General features: G+C 63.6%; 22 protein-coding genes. 5 read left to right on the top strand and 17 right to left on the bottom strand.

The genetic code is table 11. The annotated features are described in order from the left end of the window. Nucleotides 1-207, top strand: a 207-nt coding sequence (locus F3H41_RS21450) for a hypothetical protein (protein ID WP_210246684.1), incomplete at its 5' end; no start/stop codon positions are given. A gap of 283 nt (nt 208-490) precedes the next feature. Next, complete coding sequence (locus F3H41_RS20540) at nt 491-2440, top strand: M23 family metallopeptidase (protein ID WP_149740614.1); 1950 nt, start codon at nt 491-493, stop codon at nt 2438-2440. Nucleotides 2441-2524: 84 nt separating this feature from the next. Here F3H41_RS20540 and clpB read toward each other — a convergent pair whose 3' ends face one another. From clpB to F3H41_RS20500, 7 genes are all read right to left on the bottom strand, one after another. Further along, entirely contained in the window at nt 2525-5128 is a 2604-nt protein-coding gene (gene clpB, locus F3H41_RS20535) for an ATP-dependent chaperone ClpB (protein ID WP_149740609.1), read from the bottom strand. A 215-nt stretch (nt 5129-5343) separates the two neighbouring features. Beyond that, nucleotides 5344-6162: a DUF429 domain-containing protein gene (locus F3H41_RS20530; RefSeq protein WP_149740608.1), complete on the bottom strand. Its 819-nt coding sequence runs from the start codon at nt 6160-6162 to the stop codon at nt 5344-5346. A gap of 245 nt (nt 6163-6407) precedes the next feature. Beyond that, entirely contained in the window at nt 6408-7265 is an 858-nt protein-coding gene (locus tag F3H41_RS20525; RefSeq protein ID WP_149740613.1) for a DUF4167 domain-containing protein, read from the bottom strand. Nucleotides 7266-7615: 350 nt separating this feature from the next. Next, a complete protein-coding gene (gene prmC / locus F3H41_RS20515) occupies nt 7616-8479 on the bottom strand; it encodes a peptide chain release factor N(5)-glutamine methyltransferase (protein ID WP_149740606.1) in 864 nt (287 codons plus the stop codon). A 5-nt stretch (nt 8480-8484) separates the two neighbouring features. Then, a complete protein-coding gene (prfA, locus tag F3H41_RS20510; protein ID WP_149740605.1) occupies nt 8485-9567 on the bottom strand; it encodes a peptide chain release factor 1 in 1083 nt (360 codons plus the stop codon). Between the two features lie 89 nt (nt 9568-9656). After that, nucleotides 9657-11927, bottom strand: a complete 2271-nt coding sequence (gene ptsP / locus F3H41_RS20505; protein WP_149740603.1) for a phosphoenolpyruvate--protein phosphotransferase — start codon at nt 11925-11927, stop codon at nt 9657-9659. Nucleotides 11928-12020: 93 nt separating this feature from the next. Beyond that, entirely contained in the window at nt 12021-13295 is a 1275-nt protein-coding gene (locus F3H41_RS20500; RefSeq protein WP_149740602.1) for an aspartate kinase, read from the bottom strand. A 229-nt stretch (nt 13296-13524) separates the two neighbouring features. Between F3H41_RS20500 and ubiG the strand changes: the two genes are divergently transcribed. After that, on the top strand, nt 13525-14289 hold the full coding sequence (gene ubiG / locus F3H41_RS20495) for a bifunctional 2-polyprenyl-6-hydroxyphenol methylase/3-demethylubiquinol 3-O-methyltransferase UbiG (RefSeq protein WP_149740601.1): 765 nt from the start codon (nt 13525-13527) through the stop codon (nt 14287-14289). 4 nt (nt 14290-14293) lie between these two features. Here the strand turns inward: ubiG and F3H41_RS20490 are convergent, their stop codons facing one another. From F3H41_RS20490 to F3H41_RS21395, 4 genes are all read right to left on the bottom strand, one after another. Then, nucleotides 14294-14722: a DUF1178 family protein gene (locus F3H41_RS20490; protein ID WP_149740599.1), complete on the bottom strand. Its 429-nt coding sequence runs from the start codon at nt 14720-14722 to the stop codon at nt 14294-14296. After that, nucleotides 14719-15576: a carbon-nitrogen hydrolase family protein gene (locus F3H41_RS20485; RefSeq protein WP_149740598.1), complete on the bottom strand. Its 858-nt coding sequence runs from the start codon at nt 15574-15576 to the stop codon at nt 14719-14721. The genes F3H41_RS20490 and F3H41_RS20485 overlap by 4 nt, the downstream gene beginning before the upstream one ends. Before the next feature lie 17 nt (nt 15577-15593). Then, the gene (gene grxC / locus F3H41_RS20480; protein WP_149740596.1) at nt 15594-15851 is read right to left on the bottom strand and encodes a glutaredoxin 3; all 258 of its coding nucleotides are present in this window, start codon (nt 15849-15851) and stop codon (nt 15594-15596) included. 129 nt (nt 15852-15980) lie between these two features. Next, nucleotides 15981-16769, bottom strand: coding sequence for a ComF family protein (locus F3H41_RS21395; protein WP_244616297.1), 789 nt, complete (start codon nt 16767-16769; stop codon nt 15981-15983). 157 nt (nt 16770-16926) lie between these two features. On the opposite strand from F3H41_RS21395, the gene F3H41_RS20470 reads away from it, so the two are divergent. Beyond that, complete coding sequence (locus F3H41_RS20470) at nt 16927-17808, top strand: methyltransferase domain-containing protein (RefSeq protein WP_149740594.1); 882 nt, start codon at nt 16927-16929, stop codon at nt 17806-17808. A 67-nt stretch (nt 17809-17875) separates the two neighbouring features. Here the strand turns inward: F3H41_RS20470 and F3H41_RS20465 are convergent, their stop codons facing one another. From F3H41_RS20465 to F3H41_RS20440, 6 genes are all read right to left on the bottom strand, one after another. After that, nucleotides 17876-18049, bottom strand: coding sequence for a Flp family type IVb pilin (locus tag F3H41_RS20465; RefSeq protein WP_149740593.1), 174 nt, complete (start codon nt 18047-18049; stop codon nt 17876-17878). Nucleotides 18050-18311: 262 nt separating this feature from the next. Continuing rightward, complete coding sequence (locus F3H41_RS20460; protein WP_149740592.1) at nt 18312-18632, bottom strand: hypothetical protein; 321 nt, start codon at nt 18630-18632, stop codon at nt 18312-18314. Nucleotides 18633-18778: 146 nt separating this feature from the next. After that, nucleotides 18779-19213 (bottom strand): 8-oxo-dGTP diphosphatase MutT, encoded by a 435-nt coding sequence (mutT, locus tag F3H41_RS20455; RefSeq protein ID WP_149740590.1) that lies wholly within the window; start codon nt 19211-19213, stop codon nt 18779-18781. Then, nucleotides 19210-19995 carry a GNAT family N-acetyltransferase gene (locus tag F3H41_RS20450; protein ID WP_244616296.1) on the bottom strand — a complete coding sequence of 262 codons (786 nt, stop codon included), beginning with the start codon at nt 19993-19995 and terminating at the stop codon, nt 19210-19212. Before F3H41_RS20450 ends, mutT begins: the two co-directional genes overlap by 4 nt. 4 nt (nt 19996-19999) lie before the next feature. Continuing rightward, a complete protein-coding gene (gene argJ / locus F3H41_RS20445; protein WP_149740588.1) occupies nt 20000-21241 on the bottom strand; it encodes a bifunctional glutamate N-acetyltransferase/amino-acid acetyltransferase ArgJ in 1242 nt (413 codons plus the stop codon). Nucleotides 21242-21362: 121 nt separating this feature from the next. Further along, a complete protein-coding gene (locus F3H41_RS20440) occupies nt 21363-22244 on the bottom strand; it encodes a peptidylprolyl isomerase (protein WP_149740586.1) in 882 nt (293 codons plus the stop codon). A 246-nt stretch (nt 22245-22490) separates the two neighbouring features. Between F3H41_RS20440 and secA the strand changes: the two genes are divergently transcribed. Beyond that, entirely contained in the window at nt 22491-25199 is a 2709-nt protein-coding gene (gene secA, locus F3H41_RS20435) for a preprotein translocase subunit SecA (protein WP_149740585.1), read from the top strand. The last annotated feature ends 109 nt before the right edge of the window (nt 25200-25308 follow it).

Below are 25308 nucleotides of genomic sequence, written 5' to 3'. Positions count from 1 at the left end.
TCCAAGAACCTTTCGGTTCCCGCAGACCACGCCGGCCACGTCTCTCTTTCTCTCTATCCAAACTTGTCAAAAAACAGACGGAACAAACCGTCAATATTCGAGTCTCCGAAGCTTGGCCTCGGCGATGATCAACAAAGCGTCGATGCATCAGAATTTGCTAGAGCGAAGGCTTCCGTCGCCTGCGGCAGCGCCGCCCTCGTTCTGTGAGGCGGTTTCTATTCCCGGCTCGAAGGGAAGTCAACAGCCTTTTTCAAAAAAAATGACAGTTGCACGACAAAGCCCGCAAATGCCGGCTTCATCCCCGACTTTGCTCTTAAGTGAGACGAGGCAGCCTTGAAACGGCCTTCACTTCATCACATTCCCGGACTCTATCAGGGTGTCCCGGCGATCCACGCGGCTGATTTGACTCGCTGCGCCGAAACGGGCACATCTTCGCGCAACCCAACCCGTGCGAGGATGGGAAACGAAAACACGGGCGATGGCATCATCCATGCACAGCGATAGAAGCGTCATCCGATCGCTCGGCGAAGAGCCACCCATCCTGGCCGATGGTCGCCGGGCGCCGGACCGTCGTGAAATATCGCTGCGCTGGCTTTCCGGCACCTTCCTGACGGGCATCACCTCCAGCGTGCTCATGGGCGTTGCACTCTTTGCCGCGCTCGACGGACGCCAGCAGCTGGCGATCCCTGCCGAGGCCTATGCCGCACTCGGGACCCCTGCCCAGAACAACACCGCAAAGCGTGGCGGGCGCGTGCTCGCGCCTGCCGTCGTCGCGAAGCCCTCCGACAAGACGGTCATGGAAGTCTCGACCATGACCCATGACGGAGAAAAGGAAGTGGTGCGTCGCCAGCCCTTCATGCATGTGAAGATGCAGCTGGCCGCCAGCCATCAGACCAACACGTCCTATCCGCGCTTCGATCCGCTCGCGATCTTTTCCAGCGACAAGGACACGGCGGTCCCGCAGGTGACGCGCACCGGCACCATCTACGGCTCCGATGTCGAGTCGGAGGTGGCGCTGAAGACGGTGGATTTTCCGCTGGACGGCAAGGGCCTCGTCTACGCACCGCCCATGTCCCTCGACGAGGTCGAGGAAAACGTGCGCACCAACGGCTCCGTCCTGACCGAAGGCAGCACCCAGGTCGCCTCCCTCTCCTATGTCGACCCGCAGCGCTTTGCCTCGCAGGACGACCAGCTCGACCTGTTACGCGGCCTCTCCGCGCGCGTCGTCGAGGAGAACATGACCGTCTCCTCCTTTGACAATGTCGCCGCCGCCGGCCCTGAATATGCCGATGACGTGATCCCCATCCGCCGCGACATGTCCGTCTCCGATGCCATGGTTGCAGCCGGCTATGCCCGGGCCGAGGCAGACGATGTCGGCAAGTATATGGCGACCGAACTCGACGGTGACGAGCTGTCGGAAGGCAATGTTCTGCGCATCGGCGTGATCCAGAACGGCGAGCGCGCCCATGTGGTGCGCGCCAGTCTCTACAATCGCGGCGAACACGTCGTCACCATCGCGATCGATGACAAGAACCGCTTCGTGAAAGGCGAGGAGCCGCCCTATCTCGATGCCGTCGCCACGGCCTTCGACAGTCTGTCGAGCCCGGTGCAGGTCACCGGCCGCGATCTGCCCCGCGTCTATGACGGCATCTGGCAGGCGGCCCTGTCCTACGGCATGAATGACAGCATGGTCGGTCAGGTCATCCGTCTTCTGGCGAGCAATGTCGATTTCCAGGCGCAGCTTCGCCCCTCCGACAGTCTTGAAGCCTTCTTCTCGGTCGAGGACGAGAGCGGGCGGGCGACGGATGAATCCGAACTTCTCTACGTGCACGCCCATTTCGGCGATCAGGACACCCGCTTTTATCGCTTCCAGGATCCCTCGGACAATTCGATCGATTACTACGACGAAAACGGCAAGAGCATCCGCCAGTTCCTGCTGCGCAATCCCGTTCCGAACGGCATCTTCTCCTCCGGCTTCGGCATGCGGCGGCACCCGATCCTCGGCTTCTCGCGCATGCACACCGGCGTCGACTGGCGCGCGCCGCGCGGCACGCCGATCATCGCCGCCGGCAACGGCGTTGTGGAAAAGGCCGGGTGGGATTCCGGCGGCTTCGGCAATCAGACGCTGATCAGACACGCCAACGGCTATGTGTCCTCCTACAACCACCAGAGCGCCATCGCGAAAGATGTGAAACCGGGCAGCAAGGTGCGCCAGGGCCAGGTGATCGGCTGGGTCGGGACCACCGGCCTGTCGACCGGGCCGCACCTGCACTACGAGCTGATCGTCAATGGCAACAAGGTGGATCCGCTGCGGGTTCGCCTGCCCGGCGGCAAATCGCTCGATGGCGATGTTCTCGCCCGCTTCGAAAAGGAGCGCGACCGCATCGACCAGTTGCTGCGCAAGGACAAGCCGGCCGACGAACTGGCCAGCCAGCAATAGTGAGCGCCGCAATCGGCTGAGAATGACGAAAAAGGGCGGCCCCTGCGGACCGCCCTCTTCTGTTTTACACGGACGTCATCGCCATTACGCCGCCTCGCGGCCCTCGTCGGCGCGGGGCCGGAAGAGCAGCCGGTCGGAACCGGCCGTCACCGTGACGATCGAGCCGTCCGGGATTTCACCGCCAAGGATCTTCTCGGCAAGCGGATCCTGCACGAATTTCTGGATCGTGCGCTTCAGCGGCCGGGCGCCATAGACGGGATCATAGCCCTTGTCTGCAAGCCAAGCCCTCGCATCCACATCGAGCTCGACGCTGATCTTGCGGTCGGCAAGCAGCCGGCGCAGACGCTCCAGCTGGATCTCGACGATCGCGCCCATCTCGCTGCGGCGCAGCTTGTGGAACAGGATGATCTCATCGACACGGTTCAGGAACTCCGGCCGGAACGAGGCACGCACCACGCCCATCACCTGCTCGCGAACCGCCTCGCTGTCCTCGTTTTCGCCAAGGCCCGTCAGATACTCGGCCCCGAGGTTCGAGGTCATGATGATCATCGTGTTCTTGAAGTCGACCGTGCGTCCCTGACCGTCCGTCAGCCGCCCGTCATCGAGCACCTGCAGGAGAACGTTGAAAACATCCGGATGCGCCTTCTCGATCTCGTCGAACAGCACGACCTGGTAAGGCTTGCGCCGCACGGCTTCCGTCAGCGCACCACCTTCCTCATAGCCGACATAGCCGGGAGGCGCCCCGATCAGGCGGGATACGGAGTGTTTCTCCATATATTCCGACATGTCGAGACGGACGAGCGCGGTATCATCGTCGAAGAGGAAGCGGGCGAGCGCCTTGGTCAGTTCCGTCTTGCCGACGCCGGTGGGCCCAAGGAAGATGAACGAGCCGATCGGCCGGTTCGGATCCTGCAGCCCGGCGCGCGAGCGACGCACGGCACGCGAGACCGCCTGCACGGCATCGCCCTGGCCGACGACCCATTTGCCGATCTCGTCTTCCATCCGAAGCAGCTTGTCCCGCTCGCCTTCCAGCATCTTGTCGACGGGAATGCCGGTCCAGCGCGACACGATATGGGCGATGTTGTCGGGGGTCACGACCTCCTGCACCATCGCATTCGTGTTGCTGTCCTGCGCTTCCGCATCCGAAAGCTCCTTTTCGAGCTTCGGAATGACCCCATAGGCCAGTTCGCCAGCGCGCTGGAACTCACCCTTGCGCTGGGCGATGGCGAGCTCGTTGCGCGCCTCGTCTAGCTGCCGCTTCAGATCGGCGGCAAGGCCGAGCTTCTGCTTTTCCGATTGCCAGCGCGCGGTCAGCGCATCGGCCTGTTCCTCGATCGAGGTGAGGTCCAGCTCCAGCTTGGCGAGACGATCCTGCGAGGCGCGATCGGACTCCTTCTTCAACGCTTCCCGCTCGATCTTGAGCTGGATGATGCGCCGGTCGAGTTCGTCCAGCTCCTCGGGCTTGGAATCCACCTGCATGCGCAGGCGCGAGGCCGCTTCGTCCATGAGGTCGATCGCCTTGTCCGGCAGGAAGCGGTCGGTGATGTAGCGGTTGGAAAGGGTCGCGGCGGCCACCAGGGCGGAATCGGAAATCCGCACCTTGTGGTGCTGCTCATACTTTTCCTTCAGGCCGCGCAGGATGGAGATCGTATCCTCCACCGTCGGCTCGTCCACCATCACCGGCTGGAAGCGGCGGGCGAGCGCGGCATCCTTTTCGACATGCTTGCGGTATTCCTCGAGCGTGGTCGCACCGACGCAATGCAGCTCGCCACGTGCAAGCGCCGGCTTCAGGAGGTTCGATGCATCCATCGCGCCCTCGGCCTTGCCGGCACCCACCAGCGTGTGCATCTCGTCGATGAACAGGATGATCTCGCCGTTTTCCGACTGCACTTCGTTGAGAACGGCCTTCAGCCGCTCTTCGAATTCGCCGCGGAACTTCGCACCGGCAATCAGCGCGCCCATGTCGAGCGCCATCAGGCGCTTGTCCTTCAGGCTTTCCGGCACGTCGCCATTGACGATACGCAGCGCAAGTCCTTCGGCGATCGCCGTCTTGCCGACGCCGGGCTCACCGATCAGCACGGGGTTGTTCTTGGTGCGGCGCGAAAGAACCTGGATCGTGCGGCGGATCTCGTCGTCGCGGCCGATCACCGGGTCGAGCTTGCCGTCCCGCGCATCGGCCGTCAGGTCGCGCGCGTACTTCTTCAGGGAGTCGAAGCCCTGCTCGGCATTGGCGCTGTCGGCGGTGCGGCCCTTGCGGATCTCGTTGATGACCTGGTTGAGCTTGGCGGGCGTGACGCCAGCCTTGGACAGGATGCCCGAGGTGGCGGCAGAAGTCTCGATCGCAAGCGCTAGAAGCAGCCGTTCGACGGTGACGAAGCTGTCGCCGGCCTTCTTCGCGGCCTCTTCGGCGGTCGAGAAGACGCGGGCGAGCGGCTGCGACAGATAGACGGAGCCATTGCCGCCGGTGACCTTCGGCAGCTTGCCGAGGGCCACTTCGGTGGCGACCTTGGCATCCTTGGCGCTGCCGCCGGCCCGCTCGATCAGCGAGGCGGCCATGCCCTGGTCGTCGTCCAGAAGCACTTTGAGCACGTGCTCGGCGGTGAACTGCTGATGGCCCTGTGCAAGCGCATAGGTCTGGGCGGACTGCAGGAAACCGCGCACGCGTTCGGAATATTTCTCGATGTTCATATGACACCTCCATGTCTCGCCCGACCCTCCAAAGGCATCGGACGACGGTTGAGGAAAGCTCCCTGTCGGCGAGCTTCGCATTCGGGAGAAGACCCGGCCTTGCGGCCGATCAATCCGTTGAAAAACATATGGGAGACGGTGTTTCGAAATTAAAGACAGGAGCGGCCGTAACGCGACTTTTTTGCTGATTGTGTGGAGGGAACGTGGCCCCGTGATCAGCACAATGTCGGATCGCAAATCCAGCCTTCGAGCGGGTCCGCATGATCAGGGATGCCGAAATTGGTATCGCGCTTGAGGAACGCGGCCGCCACCTGGATCGCACACAACACGGCGTCGAGACGATCGCCGCTCGGCTCGGGTTCAAAATCGGCCGGCAGGCAAACCTCCAGACCATAGACATCGCTGAAACGCTTCGTTTTCAAGGCGCTCACAATCGCGCGCTGGGCCTGGATATGGGAAGGTTTCTGCTTCCGACGCGTATCGGTCTTGTAAGATTCTCGCCCGATCAGGAACCGGGCAATCACACCTGGATAGGCTTCCAGAATAACCCGTTCGCGGTCTCCCGGCATCAGGAGGGGAAGATGAACGCCCGACGCGACGAGACGGCGGCTTCCCTCATAAAACATCTTGCCGACGGGCACACCGTAGAGCTTTTGAGGGCTTATGGCTCCAGCAAGGACATCGACGCGCCGGCGATGTTCGCGATCACCGTCGAGCCGATCCGCCTTATAGCGTTCGAGGACCTCGCAGAACACTGTGCGTTCAAGGGTGGCGACGTAGCGCGCATAAGCGGCCCAATCCCTTGGCCATCCGATGTTTTCCACGAAAATCCGCGATTGGCCAAAAGGAAAATCAAGTCCGGCCACCCACGGTCCGGGACTGGCCAGGAACGCCTCGAATCCGGCAAAATCAGGCCATGCCTGAAAAGACACCAGCGTGAGACGAGCGCCATCCAGCACGCATTCGGCGCATCGAAGTGGCTTGCCCGCACGGGGGGCGGACGTGAAATCGATCCCGTAAATCTGATGCCCCATCGACACCCTTAACCCAAACCTGCGCAACACACGGAACACGATCTCCCTGTGCGGGTATGATGTAGCCGGGTCAGGCGACCCGGAAAAGCTCCCTCCTTGGAAATCCGCAGGTCAGTAGCACGTCAATGCAGCGGGGTGCGCGCACTGCTCAATCAGTCATCAAAAACCAAACGGGTGCCCGCGCGACCGCGGACACCCGTTTTAAGTATCAGGGCCGGAGACGCATCGTCTCCGACACGATCGTCTTACTCCGAAGCCGGCTCCAGGACCGGCTGGCCGCCGTCATTGCCGTCTCCGCCTTCACCGGCCTCGCCACTGGTGCGGCGCGGACGACGCGGGCGCACCGGGGCACGGCGACGCGGCTGACGGGGAGCGGCAGCCGCCTCGGCTCCCTCTTCGCCGATGGCGACTTCGGCCGGGATACCTTCGATTTCAGGCTGCGGGCCCGTGCCGTCGATGACGGCGGGAGCAACGACCGCCGCTTCAACCGGCTGCGCTGCGGGCACGCGCGGTTCGCGGGCTTCACGCGGTGCGCGTGGCTCTCGGCCTTCACGGGCCTGATTGTCCCGCGGCTGTGCGTCACGGGCCTGCCCATCACGAGACTGCCCATCCCGGGATTGGCCGTCACGATTCTGGCCCTCGCGCGGCTGCTGCTCGCGATTTTGATGGTCGCGATCGCGGCCGTTCTGGCGCGGCTGATGCTGCGGCTGCTGAACCACGACGTCAGCCACGTCGTCCATGTCGACGCCATCGACATCGTCCTGGTCGCGATCGTTGTAGTCTGCGCGTTCGTTGTGCTGGAAGCGCTCCTGCATCTGCGCCTGGGCGGCGGCAATGATGCGATTATAGTGCTCGGCGTGCTGCAGATAGTTTTCCGCCATGACGCGGTCGCCGGCGCTCTGCGCATCGCGAGCAAGCGTGGCGTACTTTTCTGCAATGTGCTGGGCCGTGCCGCGGATCTTCACGTCGGGGCCGGAGCTGTCATAGGTCCGGGTCAGCGGGTTGGCGCCTTTCCGGTTATGGTTGTTGTTATTGTTATTATTGTTGTTATTATTATTGTTGTTACGCCCGCGGCCGCGCTTGTTTTGCTGTCCTGGCCTCATCGTTCCGTTCACCTGAAGTCTCTTTTGATAATGGAGTGATGGCACGTATCGCGTCCCGCCAGGGTCTGTGGACGGGCACATTCGCGCCGCTGACATGCCGTCTCATGCGGCTGCCGCTAATGGTTTTCCCAGATTACCAGATACCCGCACCGGGCACTTTCGAACCCTAGCCACTCTGGTGAGAGAGCAATCCCCTTGGCCTGATCATCGCGAAGCGAATCTTCTGCTGATGACTTTCTGCCCAGTGCGCGAGGGGAAACTAGCGCGCTTGCTCAAGGATTCCAAGCCTTTTCTTTTGCGGTGCTAAAACTATGCGAGCAGGTGCAACATGATATCAACCGCTTTTTAAGTCAGTTGCGCGGCTGAAACACCAGCACCCGGTCTCGTCCGCCGAGATCCCTCGCCCGCTGCACGAGACGAAAGTCAAAACCCTCGAAGAGATCAACGACCGCGTTGTCCTGATCGTAGCCGATTTCCAGCCCGATGAATCCCTGTTGCGTGAGATGGCGCCTGCTCTGCGCTGCAATCACCCGGTAGGCATCAAGCCCATCCGCTCCCCCGTCCAACGCGAGGCGGGGATCGTGATCCCGAACATCAGGTTCGAGCACATCCACGATACTGCTCGCAATGTAAGGCGGATTTGAGACGATCACGTCGAACACGCCATCAACGGCAGAAAACCAGTCGCTCCGGCAGGCTCCAAATCGGGAGACCAGCCCGTGACGCTCAGCATTCGCGGTGGCCGTTGCCAGCGCATCGGCGCTAAGATCGACGGCAACGCCGCGCGCCAGGGGATGTTCATCAAGGAGCGCGAGGATGATGGCGCCCGTGCCGGTGCCGAGATCGAGAATGCGGCAGCCGCCTGTCCGGGCCACGCAATCGGCAACCAGTGGCCCGACGGCGTCGACGAGACACTCCGTATCCGGTCGCGGCTCCAGCGTTTCGGCCGACAGAAGCAGCGTCAGTCCGCGAAAGTCACGCCGACCGAGGATGCGATGCACCGGTTCGCCGGCAAGGCGCCGCGCCAGCCCCGCCTCGATCCGAGCCGCCGCATCGTCAGAAACCACATCGCCGCCGCGCGTCAGAAGGTCGGTGGCCGTGAAATCAAGCAGGCCGGCGACGAGAATCCGCGCCTCGCGCCCCGCCTCCGCGACCCCGCCATCGGCAAGCCTCCGGCGGCATGCGAGGAGCAACGCGTCGATCGTCCCGGCCAAGGCGCTCAAAGCCCCTGTTCGGAGAGCTGCGCCAGAAGTCCGGCCTGGTGGTCTGCGATGAGCGCATCGACGATTTCGTTGATCTCACCCTCCATCATCCGGTCCAGCTTGTAGAGCGTGAGGTTGATGCGGTGATCGGTGACGCGCCCCTGTGGGAAGTTATAGGTGCGGATGCGTTCCGACCGATCGCCCGAGCCGACCTGGCTGCGGCGGTCGGCGGAGCGCTCGCTGTCGGCGCGCTGGCGCTCCATGTCGTAGAGACGCGAGCGCAGCACCTGCATGGCTTTCGCGCGGTTCTGGTGCTGGGACTTTTCCGAGCTGGTGACGATGAGGCCGGTCGGCAAGTGCGTGATGCGCACGGCCGAGTCCGTCGTGTTGACGTGCTGGCCGCCCGCGCCGGAGGAGCGCATCGTATCGATGCGGATATCTTCGGCCCGGATCTCGATGTCGATCTCTTCGGCCTCCGGCAGCACGGCAACGGTGGCCGCCGAGGTGTGAATACGTCCCCCCGCTTCCGTCTCCGGCACGCGCTGCACACGGTGCACGCCGGATTCGAATTTCAGCTTGGCAAAGACGCCGCGCCCGGTCACGGTCGCGATGATTTCCTTGTAGCCGCCGGCTTCGCCTTCGCTGGCCGAGAGAACCTCGACCCGCCAGCCATTCGCTGCCGCATACCGGTCGTACATGCGGAAGAGATCGCCGGCAAAAAGAGCCGCCTCCGAGCCGCCCGTGCCGGCACGGATTTCGAGGATGGCGCTCTTTTCGTCCGCGGCATCCTTCGGCAGCAGGAGCACCTGCATGTCCTTTTCCAGAGCCTCAATCGTCTCGACCATCTCGGGGCGCTCGGCTTCGGCCAGCTCGCGCATGTCGCGGTCCGTGGTGCGGTCGGCGAGCAGCGTCTCGATCTCGGCAAGATCGGCCTGCGCCTTCTCATAGGCGCGGATCTTCGTCACGACGGGTTGAAGTTCGGAATATTCGGAGGCCAGCTTCACATAGACATCCGCCGCCGGGCCTTCCGACATGCGCGCCTCGATCTCGCCGAAGCGGCGTTCCAGTTCGCGCATCTTTTCCACGGGCAATGTGGGCATGGGTACTCCAGATCATCGGTATTCGGGATCACGTGACAGCCGCGTCCCGGGCGCGCGGAGGCGCGTGAACAGTCGTGTCCGTTGGGTCGCTAGACGGGAATGCCGTTCTTTGCCGCAAACTCCGTCAGCATCGGCCGAAGCGAGGCCGTGACATCGGCGTGGTCGTCGAGAGCGGCATTCAGCTGTTCGGCTAGCTTGCCGGCATCGAGCTGCAACAGCATGGCTTTCACCGGACCGATGGAGATCGGCGACATGGAAACGGCGCGGAAACCGATGCCGAACAGCGCCATGGCGCAGAGCGGCTTGCCGGCCATCTCACCGCACAATGTCACCGGCGTCTCGTTTCGCAGGCCGGCGCGCGCAATGTCGCGCAGGATCCGCAGGAACGGCTTGCCGAGCACATCGAAGCGATCCGAAACACGGGCATTGCCGCGATCCACCGCCATGCTGAACTGGAAGAGATCGTTGGAGCCGACCGAGACGAAATCCACCTCCGCCATCAGTTCGTCCAGCTGCCACAGCAGCGCTGGCACTTCCAGCATGGCCCCGAACTGCAGCTTGCGCGGCAATTGCTCGCCAAGCTTCGACTGGCGCTCGATTTCCTTCTGCAACAGGGCGCGGACGTCGCGCAGTTCCGACACCTCCGTCACCATCGGCAGCATCAGCTTCAGCTCGTTGCCGGCGGCGGCCCTGAGCATTGCCCGCAACTGCGTGCGCAAAAGGCCCGGGCGATCGAGCGACAGGCGGATGGCCCGCCAGCCGAGCGCGGGGTTTTCCTCTTCCGTGGCACGGAAGTAGGGAACGACCTTGTCGCCGCCGATATCGAGCGTGCGGAACGTCACGGGCTTGCCGCCGGCCTGTTTCAGCACCTGCCGGTAGAAGGCTTCCTGCTCCTCCATCTTCGGCATGGTGGAGGCGATCATGAATTGCAGCTCGGTACGGAAGAGCCCTATGCCGGCCGCCCCCGATTCCGGCAGATGCGGCAGATCGACCAGAAGCCCGGCATTCATCTGGAGCGAGATGGGAAGGCCATCCTGCGTTTTCGTCTCGACATCGCGCAGCGCCCGGAACTGCGCCTGCCGGCGGGCGCGGAAGCGTACCTTGTCACCATAGGCGTTCTGCAAATCCTGAACCGGGCGCAGATGTACCTTGCCGTCATCGCCATCGATGATGATCGCATCGCCGTTTTCGGCAAGTGCCACCACGCCGGCCGCCTGCCCGACGATCGGCACGCCCATGGCGCGCGCAACGATCACGACGTGGCTCGTCACAGCGCCGTCTTCCAGCACGAGGCCGCGCACATTCTGGCGCGGATAGTCGAGCAGCTCCGCCGCGCCCATGGCACGCGCCACGATGATGGCGTCGTCCGGGAAATCCTTGGCCGACATCTTCGCGCCATAACCGGTCAACTGGCGCAGCAACCGGTTGGCGAGATCGTCGAAATCGTGCATGCGCTCGCGCAGATAGGGATCCGTCAGGCGCATCATGCGCGCCTTCGTCTCGCTCTGCACCCGCTCGACCGCCGCTTCCGCCGTCAGGCCGTTGCGGATCGCCTCTTCCAGCTTGCGCACCCAGCCGCGGTCATGGGCGAACATGCGGTAGGTCTCGAGCACCGCGCGGTGCTCGCCCTCCATGGAAACATCGCGGCGCGACAGCATGTCGTCGATGGAGATGCGCAGCGAGCCGAGCGCTTCGGCCAGACGCTGCAATTCGTGCTCGCTGTCCTCGTTCAGGAGGTTCGTCACGACGATGCGCGGCTCGTGCAGCACGACGTAGCCGAGCCCGATGCCTTCGCCGAAGCTGGCGCCATCGATGGAGACGGGACGCGACAGGTCAAGCTCGAGACCGGGACGGGTGATCTTCTTCAGGTCGCCCGAGGCGACCATTTCCGCCATGACCATGGCGGTCGTCTCGAGCGCCTCCACCTCGTCATCGCGATAGGTGCGGCTCGCCTTGTTCTGCACGACGAGAACGCCGAGGGCGCGTCCGGTCCTGAGGATCGGTACACCAAGGAAGGAGTGGTATATCTCTTCGCCCGTTTCAGGGAGATAGGCGAAGGCCGGATGGGCCTGCGCATCGGAGAGATTGAGCGGCTGCGCCGAGGCCGCGATCGTGCCGACGAGGCCCTGCCCCATCTTCAACTGCGACAGGTGAACGGCTTCCCGGTTCAGACCCTCGGTGGCGTAGAGCTCCAGCACGCCATCCGAGCGCAGGACATAGACCGAGCACACCTCGGCCACCATGTTGCTGGCGATCTGGCGTACGATCTGGTCAAGGCGCTCCTGCGGCTCGAGCGGCTCCGCCATAAGTTCGCGCAGCCGCCTGAGAAGAACGCGCGGACCCGCGGAGAGATCTCTCATCGCGTAGGCTCCACCGGAAGAACTTGTTCGTCAGCGACGTCTAATGCCGACGGCGGGCTTTCGTCCGTCGCCGGCCCTTGCGAACCGCTTCGATCAAGTCTTATCCAGACCGTAGACGGAATGCAAAGTGCGAACCGCAAGTTCTGCATAGGCGCCATCGATCAGGATGGAAATCTTGATTTCCGACGTCGTGATCGCCTTGATGTTGATGCCTTTTTCGGCAAGTGCCTTGAAAGCGGTCGCCGCAACGCCGGCGTGGCTGCGCATGCCGATGCCGATGACCGAAACCTTCACGAGGCCCGATTCGCTCTGGATGATGTCGAAACCGACCTGCGCCTTGGCGTCTTCGAGAACCTTCAGCGCCTTGTCCACGTCGCCCGAAGGCACGGTGAAGGTCATGTCGGTCTTCGAGCCGTCCTCGGAAATGTTCTGGACGATCATGTCGACGTTGATGTGGGCTTCGGCCAGCGGGCCGAAGATCGCGGCCGACACTCCGGGACGGTCGGCAACGCGCCGCAGCGAGATCTGCGCTTCATCCTTGGCATAGGCGATTCCGGTGACGACTTCCTGTTCCACGATTTCATCCTCATCACAAATCAGCGTACCGGGCGGGTTCATGAGATCGCCCATGCCCGGCGCATCGGGATCTTCGAAAGACGAGCGCACGAAGGTGCGCACCTTGTGCACCATGGCAAGCTCCACCGAGCGCACCTGCAGCACCTTGGCGCCGAGAGAGGCCATTTCGAGCATTTCCTCGAAGGCGATCTTCTTCAGGCGGCGTGCCTTGGGCTCGATGCGCGGGTCGGTCGTGTAGACGCCATCGACATCGGTATAAATGTCGCAGCGATCGGCCTTGACTGCCGCCGCGATCGCCACCGCCGACGTATCCGAACCGCCGCGCCCGAGCGTCGCGATGCGGTTGTCCGGGCCGATGCCCTGGAAGCCGGCGATGACGGCCACCTGACCCTCGCCCATGCGGCGGATGATGTCGGTGCCGTCGATCTCCTGGATGCGGGCCGAACCATGCGCATTGTCGGTCTTGATCGCGATCTGCCAGCCCTGCCAGGAGCGGGCATTGATGCCCATCGACTGCAACGCGATGGCCAGAAGCCCGGAGGTGACCTGTTCGCCGGAGGCGACCACGGCATCATATTCGCGCGCATCGTAGAAAGGCGATTCCGCCCCCGTCACCTTCGGCATGCCCTGCACCCAGGCGACCAGTTCGTTGGTCTTGCCGGACATGGCGGACACGACGACAGCCACCTCGTGGCCGGCATCGACCTCGCGTTTCACATGGCGGGCCACATTGTGGATGCGGTTGAGATCAGCGACGGAGGTCCCGCCGAATTTCATCACGATGCGTGCCATGGCTTCTACCGGTATGCGTGAAGGCCGCCAGCGAAAGGCGCCGCGGCCGGGGAAGACGGCGGTCTCTTAGCGGATGTGCGACAGGCGTGCAATGGCACGAAGCCAGAAGCGATAGCCGTCAATCCGCCCGACCACGCAATACGTAGGAAAATCCGTCGCACTTGACTTGCGGGCCCGCCTGCCCGACCTGTTCACGAGACAGATGCACGACCGATGAACGGAAACCGCCATGACCGAGACCGCCCGCACCACCATCGACCAGAGCGAAGTCGACCGCTTCTCCGCGCTTGCCGCCGAGTGGTGGAACCCCAAGGGCAAGTTCCGGCCGCTGCACAAGTTCAATCCCGTCCGGCTTGGCTATATCAGGGACAAGGCCTCGGAAAACTTCGGTCGCGATACGCACGCTCCAAAACCGCTCGCCGGGCTGCGTCTGCTCGACATCGGCTGCGGCGGCGGCCTGTTGTCCGAGCCCATGGCCCGGCTCGGCGCCGAGGTAGTCGGGGCTGACGCATCGGAGAAGAACATCCGCATCGCCGAGACTCATGCGTCCATGAGCGGCGTCTCCGTCGATTATCGCGCCGTGACGGCCGAAGCGCTGGCCGAAGCCGGCGAGACCTTCGACATCATCCTCAACATGGAAGTCGTCGAGCACGTCTCCGACGTGCCCTTCTTCCTCTCCACCTGCGCCTCGATGGTGCGCCCCGGCGGCATGATGTTCGTTGCCACCATCAACCGCACGATGAAGGCCGGCGCGCTCGCCATTTTCGCCGCCGAGACCGTGCTCCGCTGGCTGCCAAAGGGTACGCATCAGTATGAAAAGCTGGTGAAGCCGGAGGAGATCGAAGGTCCGCTCGGGAGCGCCGGATTGACCGTCACGGACCGCACGGGGGTATTTTTCAACCCCTTCTCCAATCAGTGGAATCTCTCCGCGGACATGGACGTGAACTACATGATGATCGCGCGCCGTGCCAAGGACGTCGCTGGCGAAGCCTGAGCGTTCAGTTCGCATCTTCCGGCAGAACCGGCAGCGGCGCGATCTCGATGCCTTCTTCGATGAGCGCCGCAGCCTCCTTCAGGCTCGCCTGACCGATGAGGCCCCGCTGCTCCGCCTCGCCATAATGGATACGCCGCGCTTCCTCCGGAAAACGCTCTCCGACATCCTCGGCATTGGCGCGGATCGTCTGCACCATCTCGCGCATCTTGGAGATGACTTCGCTGCGCGCCGCATCCATCACCACCTGCTGGCGCTGTTCCTTGCCGCGCGCGGTGGAAACGGACGGCGCCATCAGCGCCTTGGACACATGCGGGGAACCGCAGACAGGGCAGGTCAGGAAGCCCGTCGCAACCTGCCGGTCGAAATCGTCCGAATTCGAAAACCATCCTTCGAAGGCATGGGCCTGATCGCAGGAGAGCTGATAGCGGATCAAGCGGCCTTGCCCCCTGCCAGGCCCGCGTCAACGGTCTCCACCGTGAAGCTGCGGGCATTCTTCAAATTGGGAATCTTGGCGCGCGCGGCAGCCGATTGCGACGCATCGACCTCTGCGATTACGATCGCCTCGCCAGCGCCGTCGGCCATGCCGAGCACGCGTCCCCAGGGATCAATGACCAGCGAGTGGCCGAAGGTCTCGCGCCCGTCCTCATGCTTGCCGGCCTGGGCAGCCGCGATGACGAAGACGCCGTTTTCGATGGCGCGGGCTCTCAGCAGAATTTCCCAGTGCGCCTCGCCCGTCTGCTTCGTAAAGGCAGCCGGAACCGTCATGATCTCCGCACCCGCGACAGCCTGCGAGCGGAAAAGCTCGGGGAACCGCACATCGTAGCAAATGGCAAAGCCCATCGTGCCGAAGGGAAGCGCCGCCACGCGGGCGCATGCCCCCGGAGTGTAGGCCGCACTTTCGCGCCAGCTCTCGCCATTGTCGAGATCGACGTCGAACATGTGGATCTTGTCGTAATGCAGCAGCTTGGCGCCGTCAGGCCCGAAGAGAAAGCCGCGATTGGCGATCTTGCCGTCGGCAAGCGCAATGGCGGTCGAACCGATGTGAAGGTGAACGCCGAGCTCGCCGGCCAGCCGCGCCGCGGTCTTGACGATCAGGTCGTCGCCCTCCGCCTTCAGCACGGCGCGAAGACCGGACCGGTCGGCCTGAACGGCGCCCGTCATTTCTGGCGTCTGGATATAGCGCGCGCCATGACCGGCGGCCTCGCGCACGAGGCGCTCCATTGCCGCGGCATTGCGCTCGGGATCAACCCCAGAGCACATCTGCACGGCTGCCACCTTGATCGTCATCGCGCCGTCCTTTCGTGTCACGCCGCCAGCATGTCGTCGAGTTTGCCGGCGCGGTCCAGCGCATGCAGGTCGTCGCAACCGCCGACATGGGTGTCGTTGATGAAGATCTGAGGGAAGGTGGAGCCACCATTGGCGCGCTTGATCATTTCCTGGCGGATCTCCGGCGCATTGGTCGCGTCGTGCTCGACGAACGAGACGCCCTTCGTTTCCAGAAGCTTCTTGGCTGCGGAGCAATAGCCGCAAAACTGACGTGTGTAGATGACGACCGAGGCCATGATTATCCTGCTCGTTGGGGCAGTCCGGCCGCAAAGCCTTCGCCTTGCGGCCGGACTGCGAAAAGACCGGGGCCAGGGAGGCAGGGCGCCGTTGACCGACGCGGCTGCGCCATTCCATGGCCGCTCCTCTCATATATGACCGGGCAGGGCTCTTGCAAAGGTCAAAACCGAAACGGAAACAGCGCCGGCCTTCAGAAGCGCGCGGCTCGCCGCCTCCACCGTCGCGCCGGTCGTATAGACATCGTCGATAAGAAGGAGGCGCTTGCCGACAAGGACGCCGGCCTCGTCGACCGGCACCCGAAAGGCGCCGCGCACATTCTCGACGCGGGCGCGGGCGCCAAGACCGACCTGCGTCAGCGTGCGCCGCTGCCGGATGAGCGCATGGGCAAGAAACGGCCGGCCGGAAAGGGTGGCGATGTGCCGGGCCAGATCCGCCGACTGGTTGAACCGGCGGCGCCAGAGCCGGTATCGGTGCAGCGGAACGGCGACGATGCCCTCGCACCCATCCACGAGCCCGTCCGAGGCCCGCAGCATCCAGGACGCCATCATCGGTGCAAGATCGCCCCGATCGGCATATTTTAGGGAATGAACGAGGTGACGCGCCGCGCCCTCGTAGACGACGGCGCTGCGCAACCGCTCGAAGACGGGCGGATCGGCGATTGCTTCCACCGACAGGACGCCGTCACCGAGATCATGCGCAAAGGGCAGGCCCAGCACGGGGCAATAGGGCTTTTCGAGGAAGGTGAGGCCGGACCAGCAGATGGGGCAAAGCGCTTGCGGCGTCGAAACGAGGCGGTTGCACGAAACGCAGACGGGCGGAAAGACGGCGTCCAGGACGGATCGGCCGGCACGCCGCAGCCACGCCGCTGGAAGGCCTGCCTTGCCCCCGAGGCGCCATGTGTCCTCGTTGTCCCCCATGGTTGACTTCACCCTCCGGCCTCGCCATTCAGGACGAAACATGTCGCGCAAAAATCCGTAGCGGTTTTGCAATGACGGCACGCTTCAAGGTGCGGCGACCGGAGAAGCCAGTAGGATGTGGCTTGCTGATCCGAGCGCTGCCAGAAGGAACCATAACGTGGAAACCATCTTTGACCAGCCGCTGATCGCGCAGCGTCGCCATCGCGCGGTGCGTGCCGCGGTGCCGGGTGCCGATTTTCTGATGAATCTGGTTGCCGACGAGCTTGCCGGGCGCCTTGCCGTGGTCGAGCGCCGGTTCGAAAAGGCCGCCGTGCTGCATGGCGCCACCCCGGCCGTCGCCGCAGCCCTGAAGGCGACCGGCAAGGTCGGCGCCGTCACGCGCGTCGAAATGGAAGGACTCGCCCCTGCCGACGGGCAGGTCGCCACGCTCGAAACCGTTCCGCTTGCTCCAGGCGAGATGAACCTCATTGTCTCGCCGCTTGCGCTGCATCTGACCAACGACACGCCCGGCGCCTTCATCCAGATCCGCCGCGCGCTCTCCCCGGATGGACTCTTCCTCGCGGCCATTCCCGGCGCCGGCACGTTGCAGGAGTTGCGCGAGGTTCTGCTCGAAGCGGAGAGCGAACTGACCGGCGGAGCCAGCCCCCGCGTCGTTCCCTTCGCAGACGTACGCGACATCGGCGCCCTGCTGCAGCGCGCCGGCCTCGCCCTTCCCGTGACGGACGTCGAGACCTACACGGTACGCTACGCCTCGCTCTTTGACCTGATGAAGGACCTGCGGGCCATGGGCATGACCAATCCGCTGGCAACGCGCAGCCGGCGCCCCGTCTCGAGGCAGTTCTTCCTAAGGGCTGCAGAACTCTATGCGACGCGCTTTGCCGATCCGGACAGCCGAATCCGCGCGACTTTCAGCGTGATCTATGCGTCCGGCTGGGCTCCGCATGAGAGCCAGCAGAAGCCGTTGAAGCCCGGCTCCGCCCGCATGAGCCTTGCCGACGCGCTTAATCCTGCGGCGCAGCGTACGCAACAGGGCGACTGAACGAGAGCGACGCCACTCTGGACCGGCTCTCCGGCGAACCTGCCATGCTCACCGATGTCAGTTGACCTCACCCTGCTGGGTTGCTGACATGCGTGGAGATGGTATTGAACACCGCTTCCAGATTGTTACCCGTCGCACCAAGACCGGCCACCAGGGCGGTACCGATAATCCCGGCAATAAGGGCGTATTCAATCGCCGTTGCGCCGCTCGCCTGCTGAAAAAGCCGTATCAAAATCCGCATGAAAACAAACTCGTACCGGCGAGAAAACGCGGCGCCCGCCGGTCAGCACCACCGCGTTGGCATTCGCAGTCGGTGAGGGTTCATCTCCGCTACTGCTGCCTGAAACGCATGCATCGTCTTGTCTTTGCCGCGGTCGTTATGCAGCAGAGCAGACGCAAGCTTACAGCCGGCACGTTAAGACACTACAAACTGAGGTGGTCGATCTTTCGTTTTTCACGCGGCATGAGAGTTGGTGAACGGCTTCTCACAAGTCTGCGGCGCTTCAGCAGCCGCTGTGGCTTCCATTGGCATCGACGATGCAGACCGCACCCGGCATGGGCTGCAGCACGCTGCGGCGGACCGTGTAGCGCTTGGCATCGCCGCCATCCGGGATCGAGCCCGTGGTCATTGTGTCGGGCCCAAGCGGGGCGTTTGCCAGCACGCTCGTATCCTTTTCATCGGCAATCATCGGCGTCAGGATAAGCGTCAGCGCGATCACGGCCGTGCCGAACAGGAGGGCGAGATTGAGGGCGCCCATGCGCCGTCCGTGCCGCATCATGCGATCCTTGTCGCGCACGGTTCTCCAGAAATCGTCTTCAACCATTGACGCCTCACACAACGAAGGCATGGATGGCGCCGCAGCCATCCGACCTTCGCATTCATGTCATTGAGCAGGCACATGCCGCAGTGGTCGAATTGTCCCGCATCAGGATAAATGAATCCTTAATGCCAGCCGCAAAAGCGGGCTGTTCACAGGAGATCGATCAGGAACGGGATCAACGGCTCGTCGGCCGGCGGCATCGGATAATCGCGCAGCGCCTTCGGCCGTACCCATTTGATGGCCTGCCCTTCGCGCCCGTGCGGCACGCCCTCGAAGCGGCGGCAGACATAAAGCGGCATCAGCAGATGAAAGGTTTCATAGGTGTGGCTGGCAAAGGTCAACGGTGCCAGGCACGCCACCTTGGTCGCGATGCCGAGCTCTTCCTCGAGTTCGCGGATCAGCGTCTCCTCCGGCGTCTCGCCGGGCTCGACCTTGCCGCCCGGAAACTCCCAGAGACCGGCCAGCGACTTTCCCTCCGGCCGCTGCGCGAGAAGAATGCGCCCGTCCGCATCGACGAGCGCGCAGGCCGCGACGAGAACGATCTTGCGCCCGGCCGGCGTCGTGCTGGTTGCAGGCTCACTCATGCGGCATCTCCGGGGCGGCGATAGACATAGCGATAGACCTCGGCAAATCCGAAGTCCCGATAAAGGGCCAGAGCCGGCGCATTGTCGGCCTCAACGGCCAGCCACGCCTTCTGCGCGCCCTTGAGCGCTGCCCAGCGCAACGCGGCAGCGAGAATGTTGCGACCAAGCCCCTGCCGTCGATGGGCCGGCGCAACCGCAATCTGGTGCAGGCCGCACAGGTCATTGTCCTGAACCGCAAGCGCAACCGCCGACGGGGTGCCGTCCGGTTCCTCAAAGAGAAACAGTCCGGTCTCGGACCGGATGGCATTGATGACTTCGCTGAGGCCAGCCTTGCTGCGGGCATCCTCGTTGCAGATCGCCAGCCGCGCATCGACGAAGCGGGCGAGATCCTTGACCGGCAAATGCTCCACCTGGCCCGGATGGGTGGCGGCCGGCAGGTCCATGGCCATGACGATGCTCTCGTCGAGGCGCGTCCAGCCCTCGCCATCGAGATAGGCGGAAAGCTGCGGCGAGCAGAGCGGCGTCTGCCGCACCGTTAGCGGACGGCCATATTCGGCAAAGCGCGTGCTGGCCCGCGAAAGCCGTGCGGCAAGATCGCGATGGTCGGAGGGATCGAGCGGATTGACCGAGTTCAGACGTTTCGAGCCATGCCCGGCGGTCAGGCGAACCAGCCAGCTTCCGTCGTAATGGACAGAAGCGGCCGGCCAGGAGCGGAAGCCCACCGCTTCCAGACGCCGTACCATGGGCAGATCAACCCTGCCCCGCTCCGCACCCGGCGCCATCCCGTCAGCTCCGGTAGTCGCCGTTGATTTCGACATAGGCCTTTGTCAGGTCGCAGGTATAGACCGTCGCGCGGCCAAGGCCGATGCCGAGATCGACGCGGATCGGAATGTCCTCCTTCTCCATGACGGCCGTCGTGGCCGCCTCGTCATAGGAAGGATCGCGCTGGCCTTCGAAGGCGACACGCACATCGCCGAACCAGATCGACAGGCGGTCGCGGTCCGCATGTTCGCCCGCTTTACCGACGGCCATGACGACGCGGCCCCAGTTTGCGTCCTCGCCGGCAACGGCCGTCTTGACGAGCGGGGAATTGGCGATCGACAGCGCGATGCGCTTGGCGGCCGCATCGTTTTCGGCCCCCTCGACCGTCACTTCCACCATCTTTCGCGCGCCTTCGCCATCGCGAACCACCTGGAGCGCCAGGTCTTTCAGGACCGCGTTGAGCGCGCTGCGGAAGCTGTCGAGCCGCGGATCGCCGCCATCCTCGATGCGCACCTGCCCGTCGGCGCTCGCCGCACCCGTTGCAAAGAGAAGCAGCGTATCGGAGGTCGACGTGTCGCTGTCGACGGTCACCGAATTGAAGCTCGGCTCGACGCCGGCAGACAGCAGTGCCTGCAGTGCGCTCGGTGCGATGTCGGCGTCGGTGACGACGAAGGAGAGCATGGTTGCCATGTCGGGCGCGATCATGCCGGCGCCCTTGGCGATGCCGTTGATGCGCACCGGCACCCCGCCGATATCGGCGGTAGCGGTGGCGACCTTCGGATAGGTGTCCGTGGTCATGATGGCCTTGGCGGCTTCGAGCCAGAAATCCTCTGTCGCGGAGGTCGCGAGGTCGCCGAGCACGCCGGAGAACTTGGTGGCATCGAGCGGCTCGCCGATGACGCCCGTCGAAGCGAGGAAGACCTCGCGCGTCGAGCAACCGATGGCCTCGGCGGCCGCTTCCGCCGTCATCTGCGTGGAGGCGCGACCCTTGCTGCCCGTAAAGGCATTGGCATTGCCGGAATTGACGACAACAGCACGGGCGACACCGGCCGAAAGGTTCTGGCGGCAGAAATCCACCGGAGCGGACGGGCACTTGGAGCGGGTGAAGACTCCGGCCACGGCCGCCGGCTTGTCGAACACCATCATGAGAACGTCGGTTCGGCCCTTGTACTTGATGCCGGCGGCGGCAGTCGCCATGCGCACACCACGCAGCGGCGGCATCTCGGCGTGGGTCTTCGGGGCGAGCGGCGAAACGGGATGGGTCATGGCGGATCCGGTCATCAGCGTGGGTGTTCGGATGAATGAAACGTCCCGACGCAGAACGCCGGGACGGATGAGTTTCGCATCGATTTGTTGCCGTCCTGCGACGGCCTGCAAATCGTCGGTATCAGTTTGCCGGCTTGGCAGCGTCTTCGGCTGCAGCAGGCTTGTTGGCGTCGTCATAGGCCTTCTTCAGCGCCGGGTCGGCAATATCGACCGTCGTCTCGGTGCGGGCCTTTTCGAGCAGCGCCATGTACTTGTCGCGCATGACCAACTGGCGAACCTGCTGCTCGACCTGCTCAAGCGGCGGCGGCGCCTTGGTGCGCTTGTCCTCGACCAGAATGACATGATAGCCGAACTGCGTCTTCACCGGCGTTTTGGTGTAGGCGCCCTTGTCGAGCGCGAAGGCCGCGTCCTCGAATTCCTTGACCATGCGGCCCTTGGTGAAATAGCCCAGATCGCCGCCATCGGCCTTGTTCGGGTCGGTGGACTTTTCCTTGGCAAGATCTTCGAACTTCTTGCCGGCCTCGAGTTCGGCGATCACGGCCTTGGCCTCGTCCTCGGTCTTCACGAGGATATGGCGGGCCTTCACTTCTTCCTCGGCCGGGAATGCCGCGATTTCCTTCTCGTAGCGGGCCTTGACCTCTTCCGGCGTTACGGCGTCAACGACGTGCTTCTTGAAGTAGGCGTTGTGCAGCTCGCGATCGATGATGTAGTCGAGGCGCTGCTTGTAGGCCGGGTCGTTTTCAAGACCTTCGGCCTTGGCGTCCTTGGCCAGAAGCTTCACATCGATGATGCCCGACAGCGCGGCAATGCGCTTCTGGTCATCGGGAAGCTGCTGCAGCTGCGGATCGAGACTGCCGATCGCAAGGTTGAGCTCCGACTGCTTGACTTCCTGCTCGCCGACCTTGGCGACGACCGGATCGGCAGCATCCTGCGCCATGGCTGCGCCGCCAAGCGTCAGCACCGCAACGAAAGCGGCCGTGGCAAGCATCCTCTGTCTGAACATCTGAAAATGACCTTTCAACTCGGTTGACGGGGCCGCGATGGACCGCTCGTGACAGCTCGCAAAGCACCGGAATGTGGCCGTTTCATAGCCTCTGGCGCCCCGGACTGCCGTTGACATAACCCGGACCCCCTCTTATCTGTCACGCAACCTCGCGTCCACAAAAGTTTCCGGGCGGGAACGGGCCCGACATCGGTTTTCAAATGCCGCGGGCCGACACCCGGCAGATGAGAAAGAAAGGACCATTTGATGGTCAGCCTCGGCGGCATTGCCCGCAAGCTCTTCGGTTCGTCCAACGATCGCCGCATCCGCAACTACCGTCCGCGCGTGGAAGCGATCGGCAAGCTCGAAGCGGAGATGAAGGCGCTTTCCGACGCCGAACTCCAGGGCAAGACGGCCCAGTTCAAGGCGGAACTGGCCGCCGGCAAGACGCTGGACGACATCCTGATCCCCGCCTTCGCCGTCGCCCGCGAGGCGGCGCGCCGCACCCTCGGCATGCGCCCCTTCGACGTGCAGCTGATGGGCGGCATGATCCTGCACGAGCGCTCGATCGCTGAAATGAAGACCGGTGAAGGCAAGACGCTGGTGGCGACGCTCCCCGTCTATCTGAATGCGCTCGCCGGCAAGGGCGTGCATGTCGTGACCGTCAACGACTACCTCGCAAGCCGCGACGCGACGATCATGAGCAAGCTCTACGGCTTCCTCGGTTTGTCCACGGGCATTATCGTGCACGGCCTGTCGGACGACGAGCGCCGCGCCGCCTATGCCGCCGACATCACCTATGCGACGAACAACGAACTCGGCTTCGACTATCTGCGCGACAACATGAAGTATGACCGCCGCCAGATGGTGCAGCGCGACCACTTCTTCGCCATCGTCGACGAAGTGGATTCGATCCTCGTCGACGAAGCCCGCACGCCGCTGATCATCTCCGGCCCGCTGGACGACCGCTCCGAACTCTACAACACCATCGACGCCTTCATCCCGATGCTTTCGGCGGAAGACTACGAGATCGATGAAAAGCAGCGCTCGGCAAACTTCTCCGAGGAGGGCACCGAGAAGCTCGAAGGACTGCTGCGCCAGGCCGGGTTGCTGAAAGGCGAGAGCCTTTATGACGTCGAAAACGTCGCCATCGTCCACCACGTCAACAACGCACTGAAGGCCCACAAGCTATTCCAGCGCGACAAGGACTACATCGTCCGCAACGACGAGATCGTCATCATCGACGAGTTCACGGGACGCATGATGCCGGGCCGCCGCTACTCCGAGGGCCAGCATCAGGCGCTCGAAGCCAAGGAAAAGGTACAGATCCAGCCGGAAAACCAGACGCTGGCCTCGATTACCTTCCAGAACTATTTCCGCATGTACGACAAGCTGGCCGGCATGACCGGCACGGCCTCGACCGAAGCCGAGGAATTCGGCAACATCTACGGCCTCGACGTCGTCGAAGTGCCGACCAACCTGCCGATCCAGCGCCGCGACGAGGACGACGAGGTCTACCGGACCGCGGAAGAGAAGTACAAGGCGATCATCACCGAGATCAAGGATGCCAGCGGGCGCGGCCAGCCGATCCTCGTCGGCACCACCTCGATCGAAAAGTCCGAGCTTCTGGCTGAAATGCTGCGCCGGGAAGGCTTCAAGGACTTCCAGGTCCTCAACGCCCGCTACCACGAGCAGGAAGCCTATATCGTCAGCCAGGCCGGCGTGCCCGGCGCCGTCACCATCGCCACCAACATGGCCGGCCGCGGCACCGACATCCAGCTCGGCGGCAATGCCGACATGCGCATCGAGCGCGAGCTGGCCGGCGTCGAGCCGGGCCCGCAGCGCGACGCGCAGGAAGCGGCGATCCGCGAAAACATCAAGGTGCTGAAGGAAAAGGCTCTCGCCGCCGGCGGCCTCTATGTTCTCGCCACCGAGCGTCACGAAAGCCGCCGCATCGACAACCAGCTGCGCGGCCGCTCCGGGCGTCAGGGCGACCCGGGCCGCTCCAAGTTCTACCTGTCGCTCCAGGACGACCTGATGCGCATCTTCGGCTCCGAGCGCATGGACTCCATGCTGCAGAAGCTCGGCCTCAAGGACGGCGAGGCGATCGTCCACCCCTGGATCAACAAGGCGCTTGAACGCGCCCAGAAGAAGGTCGAAGCCCGCAACTTCGACATCCGCAAGAATCTCCTCAAGTACGACGACGTTCTGAATGACCAGCGCAAGGTGATCTTCGAGCAGCGCATCGAGTTGATGGATGCCGAAAGCGTCACCGAGACCATCACCGACATGCGCCACGAAGTCATCGAGGACATCGTCGCCAAGCGCATCCCCGAAAAGGCCTATGCCGAGCAGTGGGATATTGCCGGCCTCAAGACCGACGTACAGGGCATTCTCAACCTCGACCTCCCAGTCGCCGAATGGGCTGCAGAAGAAGGCATCGACGAAGCCGATATCCGCGAGCGCATCACCGAGGCCGCCGATAAGGCTGCCGCCGATCGCGCCGAGCGCTTCGGCGCCGAGATCATGAACTATGTCGAACGTTCGGTGATCCTGCAGACGCTCGACCACCTCTGGCGCGAGCACATCGTCAATCTCGACCACCTGCGCTCCGTCATCGGCTTCCGCGGCTATGCCCAGCGCGATCCGCTGCAGGAATACAAGTCCGAGGCATTCGAACTCTTCAACGCGCTGTTGGGGAACCTTCGCCAGGCCGTGACCGCGCAGATGATGCGCGTCGAGATCGTGCAGGAAGCCGCCCAAGCCCCGCAGCCCGCGCCGCCGGAAATGGCCGCCCACCATATCGACGCCACCACCGGCGAAGACGAGTTCGGCGGCGGCTTCCAGGCCGTTGCCTCCGATTCCGACCGCGATCCGCAGAACCCAGCGAGCTGGGGCATGGTCGGTCGCAACGAGCCCTGCCCCTGCGGTTCCGGCAAGAAGTACAAGCACTGCCACGGCGCGCTGGAAGCCTGAGGCAAAACCATCGGCTCCGCTTCAGCCACGTGCTGGAGCGCATTTGGAAGGTCGCCCCTGGGGCGGCCTTTTTCGTTTCCGCCGCGGCCAGCAACGGCGATCTGGACCC

The organism is Rhizobium sp. RU20A, from assembly GCF_900155885.1.
In the GTDB taxonomy this organism is placed as follows: domain Bacteria; phylum Pseudomonadota; class Alphaproteobacteria; order Rhizobiales; family Rhizobiaceae; genus RU20A.
Note: the sequence above shows the minus strand (reverse complement) of the source record. Positions and strands in the feature narration are given on the sequence as shown.